The sequence below is a fragment of the Streptomyces sp. NPDC003042 genome (assembly GCF_053591315.1).
Map to the genome: position 1 here is coordinate 1 of NZ_JBSFTP010000138.1, position 8,704 is coordinate 8,704.

At 72.2% G+C, this 8,704-nt stretch carries 15 protein-coding genes and 1 pseudogene; 12 read left to right on the plus strand and 4 right to left on the minus strand.

What is annotated here, in order from left to right; genetic code table 11:
• Together ACWDYJ_RS35070 and ACWDYJ_RS35075 are read left to right on the plus strand one after the other, a co-directional pair.
• A partial coding sequence (locus ACWDYJ_RS35070) for an Hsp70 family protein (protein WP_451569654.1) occupies positions 1 to 553 on the plus strand: 553 nt, incomplete at its 5' end.
• A 131-nt stretch (positions 554 to 684) separates the two neighbouring features.
• The gene (locus tag ACWDYJ_RS35075) at positions 685 to 1,074 is read left to right on the plus strand and encodes a DUF2267 domain-containing protein (protein ID WP_451569666.1); all 390 of its coding nucleotides are present in this window, start codon (positions 685 to 687) and stop codon (positions 1,072 to 1,074) included.
• 18 nt (positions 1,075 to 1,092) lie between these two features.
• Here ACWDYJ_RS35075 and ACWDYJ_RS35080 read toward each other — a convergent pair whose 3' ends face one another.
• Positions 1,093 to 1,392 (minus strand): hypothetical protein, encoded by a 300-nt coding sequence (locus ACWDYJ_RS35080; RefSeq protein ID WP_451569655.1) that lies wholly within the window; start codon positions 1,390 to 1,392, stop codon positions 1,093 to 1,095.
• 166 nt (positions 1,393 to 1,558) lie between these two features.
• On the opposite strand from ACWDYJ_RS35080, the gene ACWDYJ_RS35085 reads away from it, so the two are divergent.
• The 5 genes from ACWDYJ_RS35085 (at position 1,559) to ACWDYJ_RS35105 (ending at position 4,941) form a co-directional block, all read left to right on the plus strand.
• On the plus strand, positions 1,559 to 2,551 hold the full coding sequence (locus ACWDYJ_RS35085; protein ID WP_451569656.1) for a GlxA family transcriptional regulator: 993 nt from the start codon (positions 1,559 to 1,561) through the stop codon (positions 2,549 to 2,551).
• Between the two features lie 21 nt (positions 2,552 to 2,572).
• Positions 2,573 to 3,322, plus strand: coding sequence for an MBL fold metallo-hydrolase (locus ACWDYJ_RS35090; protein WP_451569657.1), 750 nt, complete (start codon positions 2,573 to 2,575; stop codon positions 3,320 to 3,322).
• A 116-nt stretch (positions 3,323 to 3,438) separates the two neighbouring features.
• A complete protein-coding gene (locus tag ACWDYJ_RS35095; RefSeq protein WP_451569658.1) occupies positions 3,439 to 3,984 on the plus strand; it encodes a DM13 domain-containing protein in 546 nt (181 codons plus the stop codon).
• Positions 3,985 to 4,479: 495 nt separating this feature from the next.
• Entirely contained in the window at positions 4,480 to 4,677 is a 198-nt protein-coding gene (locus ACWDYJ_RS35100) for a hypothetical protein (RefSeq protein WP_451569659.1), read from the plus strand.
• 39 nt (positions 4,678 to 4,716) lie between these two features.
• Positions 4,717 to 4,941 carry a hypothetical protein gene (locus ACWDYJ_RS35105; RefSeq protein WP_451569660.1) on the plus strand — a complete coding sequence of 75 codons (225 nt, stop codon included), beginning with the start codon at positions 4,717 to 4,719 and terminating at the stop codon, positions 4,939 to 4,941.
• 14 nt (positions 4,942 to 4,955) lie between these two features.
• On the opposite strand, the gene ACWDYJ_RS35110 is transcribed toward ACWDYJ_RS35105, so the two are convergent.
• The 3 genes from ACWDYJ_RS35110 to ACWDYJ_RS35120 all read right to left on the minus strand — a co-directional run bounded on the left by ACWDYJ_RS35110 (position 4,956) and on the right by ACWDYJ_RS35120 (position 6,238).
• A complete protein-coding gene (locus tag ACWDYJ_RS35110; RefSeq protein ID WP_451569661.1) occupies positions 4,956 to 5,354 on the minus strand; it encodes a hypothetical protein in 399 nt (132 codons plus the stop codon).
• Positions 5,355 to 5,373: 19 nt separating this feature from the next.
• Positions 5,374 to 5,784: a hypothetical protein gene (locus ACWDYJ_RS35115; RefSeq protein ID WP_451569662.1), complete on the minus strand. Its 411-nt coding sequence runs from the start codon at positions 5,782 to 5,784 to the stop codon at positions 5,374 to 5,376.
• A 214-nt stretch (positions 5,785 to 5,998) separates the two neighbouring features.
• Positions 5,999 to 6,238 carry a hypothetical protein gene (locus ACWDYJ_RS35120; protein ID WP_451569663.1) on the minus strand — a complete coding sequence of 80 codons (240 nt, stop codon included), beginning with the start codon at positions 6,236 to 6,238 and terminating at the stop codon, positions 5,999 to 6,001.
• A gap of 210 nt (positions 6,239 to 6,448) precedes the next feature.
• Between ACWDYJ_RS35120 and ACWDYJ_RS35125 the strand changes: the two genes are divergently transcribed.
• The 5 genes and pseudogenes from ACWDYJ_RS35125 to ACWDYJ_RS35145 form a co-directional block, all read left to right on the plus strand.
• Positions 6,449 to 7,150, plus strand: coding sequence for a dienelactone hydrolase family protein (locus ACWDYJ_RS35125; protein ID WP_451569664.1), 702 nt, complete (start codon positions 6,449 to 6,451; stop codon positions 7,148 to 7,150).
• 117 nt (positions 7,151 to 7,267) lie between these two features.
• Positions 7,268 to 7,423, plus strand: a pseudogene (locus tag ACWDYJ_RS35130) (erythromycin esterase family protein); the annotation flags it as partial.
• Positions 7,424 to 7,442: 19 nt separating this feature from the next.
• Positions 7,443 to 7,688 carry an erythromycin esterase family protein gene (locus ACWDYJ_RS35135; protein WP_451569667.1) on the plus strand — a complete coding sequence of 82 codons (246 nt, stop codon included), beginning with the start codon at positions 7,443 to 7,445 and terminating at the stop codon, positions 7,686 to 7,688.
• Between the two features lie 49 nt (positions 7,689 to 7,737).
• Positions 7,738 to 8,391 (plus strand): phosphoribosyltransferase, encoded by a 654-nt coding sequence (locus ACWDYJ_RS35140; protein ID WP_451569665.1) that lies wholly within the window; start codon positions 7,738 to 7,740, stop codon positions 8,389 to 8,391.
• A 137-nt stretch (positions 8,392 to 8,528) separates the two neighbouring features.
• Positions 8,529 to 8,704 (plus strand): CBS domain-containing protein (locus ACWDYJ_RS35145; RefSeq protein WP_451569668.1); only part of this gene is annotated, 176 nt, incomplete at its 3' end.

Sequence of the window (8,704 nt, forward strand, 5' to 3'; positions counted from 1 at the left end):
GCCGGCCCCGCGCGGCATCCCGCAGATCGAGGTCTCCTTCGACATCGACGCCAACGGCATCATGCACGTCACGGCCAAGGACCTCGGCACGGGCAGGGAGCAGAAGATGACGGTCACCGGCGGCTCCTCGCTGCCGAAGGACGACATCCAGCGGATGGTCCGCGAGGCCGAGGAGCACGCGGACGAGGACCGCCGCCGCAAGGAGGCCGCCGAGACGCGCAACAGCGGCGAACAGCTCGTCTACCAGACGGAACGGCTGCTGCGCGACAACCAGGACAAGGTGCCGGCCGACGTCAAGACCGAGGTCGAGACGGCCGTCAACGAGCTGAAGGAGAAGCTCAAGGGCGAGGACGTTCCGGCGATACGGACAGCGCTGGAGCGGGCGAGCGCGGCGGCCCAGAAGATCGGCACCGCCCTCTACGCCCAGGCCCGGGAGTCCGCCCCCGATGGCGGCGGGCCTGCGCCCGGCCAGGGAACGCGCCCGGACGAGGAGGAGGTCGTCGACGCCGAGATCGTCGACGACGACAGCACCAAGGGCAGCACGGCCACCTGACCGACATGGAAGCCGTGGATATTTGTCACCTAAGCGATGACATATAAAATTGTCATCGCTCAGGTGACATAGTACAGATTCGTCGCCCGGCCGCCGGACGACAGCCAACCCTGGGGGCAGCTGTGGTGCACATGAAATGGGACGAATTCCTGACGCGGATCCAGGAGCGCGGGACGTACGACTCGCCGCAAGAGGCCGAACATGCCGCCCGCGTCGTCATCGCGCTCTTGGGCGCACACCTCGTCGGTCAGGTGCGGGCGGAACTGGCCGCCCGGTTGCCGGAAGCGTTCGCCCTGATCCTGCTCAACCCGTTGCAGGCGTCGGAACCGCTGAGCGCCGAGAGGTTCGTCCGGGCGACGGCCGCGTGGATCGAGGGCGCCACTACGGAAACAGCGAAATGGGACGTCAGTGCTGTTCTGAGCGTCGTGGCGGACGCCGCCGGGGACGAACTCATGCGCGCCGTCCTGCTCCAGCTGCCCGAGGGCTACGACCTCCTCTTCGGCCGCCCTCAGGAAGGCTGACCAGGACACCCGCGGCGGTCACGGCTGCAGGTGGCTGAATCCCACCTCGAAGCGTTCGACCGAGACGATCCGCTGGCCTTCCTGCTGAGCGGCCTGCTCGCGAATGCGCGCGGCCTGCTCCTCGCTCGCCCGCATCGTCGGCTCGTCCTCCCACAAGGTCAACGACACGGCCTTGCCCGAGGCCCGGTCCACGAGGTAGTAGACGCCCCGGAAACCGGGCACCTCGCGGACCTGACTGGCGATGGCCTCCGACTTCGAGCTCACATCCCCCTCGGCGGGAAGGGGCGATCCCTGGTAGGTGCTCAGCCTCGCGAACATGGTGGACGGTCCTTCCTGCCGGTGCCGCCGGACGGGGACAGGCAGCCTCCGCACCAGCGTGCTCCGACAAGCCGCGCACCGCATGCCGAGCCCCCCGGGACCGATGGCCGGATCTGAGACAAGGTCGTCATTGCGGACGCGGTGGCCCGGGGGAAATGATCAGTGCATGCCCGCACCGCACACGCCCGCCCCGCACCGCGTCGTCATCGTCGCCTTCCCCGGCGTGGAACTCCTGGACATCACCGGACCGGCCGAGGTGTTCTCCGTCGCCTCCCGGCTGACCGGCGAAGACCGTCCCGGATACCTGGTGCGGATCGCCACCGCGGACGGCGGCGAGATCCGCACGTCGAGCGGTGTCCGCGTGATGGCCGACCTGACCCTGGACGAGGTGACCGGGCGGGTGGACACCCTGCTGGTCTCCGGCGCCGTCGTCCTGCGCGGCGAGGAGGTCGAAGCGGTCGTCGACCCCACGGTCACGCAGTGGCTGCGCCGGGCGGCTCCCCGGGCCGGCCGGACCGGCTCCGTCTGCGCCGGCGCCCACATGCTGGCCGCGGCGGGCCTGCTGGACGGCCTGCCCGCCACCACCCACTGGCTCACCGCCGCACGGCTCGCCGCCGACCACCCGGCGATCGACGTCGACCCGGACCCCATCTTCATCCGCTCCGGGCGGATGTGGACCTGCGCCGGTATCAGTTCGGGAATGGACATGGCCCTGGCCATGGTGGCCGAGGACCACGGCCAGGCGCTCGCCCTGGCCGGCGCCCGCATGATGGTCATGTACGTGAAACGCTCCGGCGGGCAGAGCCAGTTCAGTGTGCCGCTGTCCCTCCAGGTTCCCGCCGGCGACCGCGTGGAGGAGCTGCGGCGGTGGATCGCCGAACACCCCGCCGAGGACCTGTCCGCCGAGGCGCTCGCCGCGCGGATGAACCTGAGCGTGCGTCACTTCTCCCGGCTGTTCCGTCAGCGCACCGGCACCACCCCCGCCGCCTACGTGGAGTCGGCCCGGTTGGAGGCCGCCCGCCGCCTCCTCGAAGAGACCGACCGGGACCTCCCACAGGTCGCCGCCGCCAGCGGCCTCGGATCCGTGAAGACCCTCCACCGCTGCTTCCAGCGCCGGCTGTCGACCACCCCCGCCGAATACCGCCGCCGCTTCCACTAGTAGGCCGATCCGAAGGACGCCATGTCCCACACGAAGATCATCCCGATACCGCTCCTCGGCAAGCACGCCATCAACGCCTATCTGCTCCTCGGGCGCCGCCCCGTCGTCATCGACGCCGGTACGCCCGGCAGTGCCCGTACGATCCACGAGCAGGTCGCCCGGCACGGGGTCGATCCCGCCGATCTCGCCCTGATCGTCATCACGCACGGACACATCGACCACTACGGTTCGGCCGCGGAGCTGCACCGGCTCACCGGAGCCCCCATCGCCGGCCACGTCGCCGACCTCGAACCGTTTCGTACCGGCCGGCCCCGCACGCCGTACCTGCCGACCGGTCCCATGGGCCTCCTGATGAACCGGAACAAGAAGCTCCACGTCCGGGCCGATCCCTTCGAACCGGAGATCCTGATCAAGGGGGAGACGGACCTGGACGACTTCGGGATCTCCGCCCGCATCATGCCCACGCCCGGACACACCGCCGGCTCCGTCTCCGTCCTCACCGACGACGGCGACCTCGTCGCGGGTGACCTCGTGGCCAACTCCTTCATGGGCCTCGTCCCCGGAAAGCCGGCGAACCCGCCCTTCCACGACGACCCTTTGCGGAACCTCGCCAGCCTGCGCGAGATGCTCGCCCTGGGCCCCACCAGACTCCACGTCGGACACGGCATTCCCCTCGACCCCGAACGCGTAAGGCGCTGGGCGGACCGGGAACAGCGGCGTCTGACCCGGCGCGCGGCGCGCGGCCGTCTGCGTACGCGCGTGGAGAGCTGAGCGGCCGAGGCTGCTCAACGCGGCGAACGTAAGCCTTTCGTCACCACTTCGCCATGGCGCCCAGCACGCCGACCGCGTTGAATGCGTGGGACGGACACCCCAGGGAGGCAACGGCAGTGACACGGACACAACGGCGCGGCAGGCTCGTGGGCGGGGTGCTGGCGGCGGCCCTCCTGGCGCTGGGCGCCGGGCTCTACTGGTTCCAGCCGTGGAAGATCTGGCAGGACGACACCGTCAGCGAGGCCCTCCCGGCGGTGTCCCCGGCGCCCACCGAGTCGGCGGCCCCGCGGCCGAGCGCCCCGTCCGGGCCGCAGGCGCTCTCCCAGGGCACGCTGATCAGCCACGAGCACACCACCACCGGCACGGTGAAGCTCATCCGGCTCCCCGACGGCTCCCACACGCTCCGCCTGGAGAACCTCGACACCAGCAACGGCCCTGACCTGCGGGTATGGCTGACCGACGCCCCCGTCAAGGAGGGCGAGGCCGGCTGGCACGTCTTCGACGACGGCAAGTACGTCAGCCTGGGCAAGCTCAAGGGCAACAAGGGCGACCAGAACTACGCGGTCCCCGCGGACGTGAACCTCGCCGACTACACCAGCGTGACGATCTGGTGCGACCGCTTCGACGTCTCCTTCGGCGCGGCGACCCTGACGGCCACCTGACCGGGCGGCCCTGCCCGACCGACGCGGAACTCCGCGCCAGGGCCCCGGCCCCCGAGCCCCACCCGGCGGACGTACCCCGACCGGGTGCGCGGCAGGTCCCGCCGCACCGGGTCGAAGACCGCACGAGCGGTGGCCGCACCGGCCTCCCGGGGCCGGGGCGAGGATCACGTACGCCTTGGCCGCCCACAGGCCCACAGGATCGGGGAACCGGCAGGGTCGCCCGGTCCGCGACCTCCCGCCCCGGACCCGGGGCGAGGACGGCCACGCGCCCCGCCCCCACCGGCGGCCACGGCCCTGCCCACGCGGCGGCGGCTCGCTTGCGGCAGCCGCGGCCGCTGCCGGACTCCCCCTCGGCGCGATGGGCGCGCCCGTACCCGCACTCCCCGGCCGCCGCCACCGCTGTGGTCGTCGTTCCGCTACCCGACGTACTCCCCGTGTGTGTCGGTGCCGCGCCGGGGTAGGCGCACGTCAACCCTGCCGAGCAGGAGGTCTGGCATGGCCGGCACAGAAAAGGAGCCCCGGCGTCCGTTCCGGACGGATCCCCGGCTCCAGCAGGAAGGCGGCACCATCGACGAGCACGGGCGCGAGCCCGGAGAGCCGTCCCGGGTCGGAACAGGATCCCAGGCGCCGCCGGCCGACGCGGAGCGCGTAAGGGAGGCCGAGGAGACCAGGGAACGAGGCAGCGGCCTGTAGAGCGGGGTCCGGACAGTCGCGTACGGAGGAGGTCTTGTCATGGACGACCAAGGTGGCGCCGGAGGCGTGCCGCTGGACGACGAGAGCGAGGAGGCGCGGCACCGCAAGCCGCACGCCGACCGGCCCCGGTCCGGTGCGAAGCCCGACCAGGGAACTCGGGCGGCGGACACCGACGAGGCGAGCCGGCTGGACCACCCGACGGAGCAGGACCCGGCCGATCCCCGCAAGCACCGGGTCGAATGGAAGGGACCGGACGGCGAATGAAGCGGGCGCGCTCACTACGGTGAGCGCCCCCGTTCCCCTTCCACCTCGCCTCCCGCTGCCGCCTTCACCGACGCGGCCGACCGCTCGGCCTGCGGGCTGCTGACGCAGATGCGCGAGAGGGCGACCCCTGGCCGCGGCCACAGGTCGACGCAGACGACGGCGCGGCGGAGGCGCGGCCGGATGGCGAAGAAGTCCCGGCCGGCCGCGTGCCGCCACGTCCCCACGCACACGGTGCCCGCGATGAGCAGACCGTCCTCCCGTACGCCGCGCAGCGCGCGCCACCAGTCCGGCTGGACGGCGACCCGCGCCACCGCCTCCACGGGAACGCGGATGTTCCCCCGCCGTGCCGCCGCCTTCTCCCACCACGCCAGGCGGACCACGAGATCGTCACCGTCGATACGGAGCTCGGCCATGGCTCTCCCCGTGTGCCGGTCACCCGGCCCGCGGCGCCGAGACGTGGGCCGCGCTCTCGTCAGGTGGCCCCGTCTGTTCCGGCTGGGTGTGCGCCCCGGCCCCGAGCAGGGGCGCGCTCCGCCGTTCGGGGCGGTGGCCGGCCGCGTCGGTGATCTCCTGGCGCGGTGTACGGGCCGGACCCGGCGGTGCGGGAATGGGCCTGCGGGCCAGCAGGCGGCCCACCCAGCGCCTGCCGCACACCGGGCACGGCGGGGCGCCGGCGGGCGTGTACGGGGAGGCCACGGGGATACCGTCGCGCGAAAAGTACTCCCAGACGCGGCCGCCCGCGTCGTCGTCGCTGTACTGCTGGACGTCGTAGTCGAGGCTCCACTCGTACCAGCAGCGTCCACAGGTGAACTCCACCCGCTCCAGTGCCATCTCGGTGATCATCTCTCTCCCCTCCTCTCCTTCCCGGTGCCTGTCGGCGGACACACTCCCCGACCAGCGCCTGTCCGGACCCACGACGGGCTAAACCTGCGCCGTAGCAGGCCGAAGGCCCTGAGAGAGATGGTGCTCTCAGGGCCTTCGGGTCGCGTACGCCGCGGGGGGTTGCGGGGTATATACCTGACGCGACATACAGAGAAACGATCCGCCAGCCGGTTGGTTACGCGGCCGCCGCCCTTTTGCGGTGCTCCGCCGCCTCGCGCCTGCGGCTTTCCACGGTGACGCTGAATGCGTTCATGCAGGGGGCGCAGTAGCGTTCCGCGGCCGGTTCGGGGAGTGGTTCGGCGGGGGCCGGAGCCAGCAGGCACCCACACAGGGTGCCGGCGGCCCGGTCCTTGGCCAGGACGTGCCAGACCAGTTCGCTCCGATCGAGGGTGGATTCGGCGCGCATCTCGTACATGGGCGTGCCTCTCTATCCTGTGCGGCCGGTCGGGAAACGGCCGCCCGTACTCCATGAGAGTGCCCCGCGTCCGAAGAGGCCAATGGAGGTAGGCCAACAGGAGGAAAAGCGGATGGGGCAGGTTTGAGCGCCGCGAATCCGCCCGTTTCGTCCCAGGCGCCATGGGCAGGCGCCGGACAGCGGACGGAGCGGGGCGCGGGAGGAGGCACCGTGATACCGGAAGAGGTCCTTGTACCCGCCGACGGATCGGCGCTGGCCGGCGATCTGGCTGTGCCCTCGCAGGGAACGGTCGTCGTCTTCGCCCACGGCAGCGGCAGCTCACGGCACAGCCCGCGCAACAGAACGGTCGCCGCGCGACTCCAGCGCGCCGGGCTCGGGACCCTGCTGCTGGACCTGCTGACCGAGCAGGAGGAGCGGACCGACCTGGCGACGGCCGAGCACCGTTTCGACATCGGCCTGCTCACTTCCCGCCTGGTCGCCGCCGTCGACTGGCTCGCCACCAGGCCCGACACCGGACGCCTGCCCGTGGGCCTGTTCGGCGCGAGCACCGGCGCCGCGGCCGCGCTGCGGGCGGCGGCGGAGCGCCCCGAGCGGGTGGGGGCCGTCGTCTCCCGGGGCGGTCGGCCCGACCTGGCCGGCGACGACGCCCTGGAGCGCGTCCAGGCACCCGTGCTGCTGATCGTCGGTGGATTCGACCAGGACGTACTGCGGCTCAACCGCGAGGCGGCCGAGCGGCTCCGGGTACCGCACCGGATCGAGGTCGTCCCGGGCGCGACCCATCTGTTCCAGGAGCCGGGCGCCCTGGGACAGGTCGCGGACCTCGCCCGGCACTGGTTCCTGCATCCGGGAACCGATGCGTCCGGAGGCGACCACGCGGACCGGGCGGAGCAGGCGGACCAGGGGCAGCGATGAGCGGCGCCACACTCGACGGGGCCGACCGCACCGACCTCCCACTGATCGCGGGGCAGTCGTTCGACCCGCTGCTGGAGCGGATCGCTCACGCCCGCGCGCCGTCCCACATGCGCCGGCGTGGTCAACGTCGGGCAGCCCGTACGCGAGCGCCACGCCGCCGAGGGCTTCGGCTCGTACGAGGGCACGGTGACCGCGGCCGACCCCTGGGGCGGCCGCGTCCGGACGGTGCGCGTGCCTCCAGCGCGCACCGGCAGCCTGGAAGAGCCGCTGCACCGGGCCCCCTGCCCAACGAATCCGCCCTGTTCCCTCCGGGAGCCCGCCCCGGCGCCGCGGCGACTGGCGGCACGAGGCGCTCGACCACCGGGCGACCGGGGTGGTCTACCGGCCCGAACAGGAGAGGTGGGGCAACTACGTGCCCACCGTGCTCGCCGAGCGCTACGACGCGTTCTGCTTCCTCGACCGGACCACCGCGCTGGTACCGCTCGACACGGCGCCCGCGGACATGACGGAGGAGGCGACCTGCCCCACCGGCATGTGACGACGCCGAGCGAGCGGAAGTCGAGAGAGGGGGAAGGAGAGAGAGCGCCATGCGGTTCAAAGACCGAGAAGACGCGGGCAGGCAACTGGCTTCCCGACTGGCGGAACTCAGAGACACGCAGGAGTGGGCCGACCCGATCGTGCTGGCGCTTCCCAGGGGCGGCGTACCCCTCGGCGACCTGGTGGCGCGCGCCCTCGACGCGCCGCTCGACGTGCTGGTCGCCCGCAAGATCGGCGTACCCGGCCAGCCCGAGGCGGGAATCGGAGCGATCGTGGGCGACGATCCGCCGCTGTTCGACGAGCGCGCCCTGAGGATCCTTGACCTGACCCGCGACCAACTCGCGGCCGACGTCGCCCGGGAACGGACCGAGCTGCACCGCCGCGAACACCTCTACCGCCACGGCCGGCCCCAACCGGTCCTGCGCGACCGCACGGTGATCCTGGTGGACGACGGGCTGGCCACCGGTGTCACCGCCCGCGCCGCGCTGCGCCGCATCAGCGGCGAGCAGCCCGCCCAGCGGATCCTGGCCGTCCCGGTGTGCGACGCACGGGCCGCCGAGGACCTGCGCCAGGAAGCCGACCAGATCGTCTGCCTGCAGTCCCACCGGTACCTGCACGCGGTGGGCATCTGGTACGAGGACTTCTCGCAGGTCTCCGACCGCGAGGTGACCGACATCCTGGATCGCAGACAAGCGATCCACTGACCCCCGCCCGGCCGGCAGCCACAGCACCGGCCGGCCCACACCCACGGAGCACCTCATGTCACAGAAGATCCGGGAGATCACGACCGAGGGGCCGGTCACCGTCGGCGAGGGGGTCGGTCCACGACGCCGCCCGCCGGATGCGTGACGCGGACATCGGCGACGTCCTGGTCACCGACGACGGCCGGTTGCGCGGGGTGGCCACCGACCGGGACCTGGTCGTACGCGTCCTGGCCGAGGGCAAGGACCCCGAGCGGACCGCCGTCGGCGAGATCTGCAGCGAGGAGATCGTCAGTGTCGGCCCCGACGACGACGT